Annotated in this window: 1 protein-coding gene; it reads right to left on the reverse strand. The window is 52.9% G+C overall.

The genetic code is table 11. The features are described 5' to 3' along the window. Window positions 1-64 precede the first annotated feature (64 nt). Window positions 65-238: Nif3-like dinuclear metal center hexameric protein (locus B2W52_RS15395; RefSeq protein WP_286803693.1), on the reverse strand; the 174-nt coding region annotated here is incomplete at its 5' end.

Here is a 238-nt window from a genome sequence, read left to right on the forward strand (position 1 = left end):
ACTACCCCGCTCCGTCGACTCTGTGCAATTCGCACTAAGCCTTCATCTAACCATCTATTCCTGATTAGACAGGGTTGTCGCAATCAATAAACTTGTGACTCACCCCAAATTCCTCGGCTAACGCTTTCCCGAGCGCTTGCACACCATAACGCTCAGTCGCGTGATGACCAGCCGCATAGTAGTGGATACCACACTCCCTTGCCGTGTGCGTCGTCGGCTCGGAGATTTCACCGCTGAT

The organism is Marinobacter sp. UBA2498 (assembly GCF_002341575.1).
GTDB lineage: Bacteria > Pseudomonadota > Gammaproteobacteria > Pseudomonadales > Oleiphilaceae > Marinobacter > Marinobacter manganoxydans.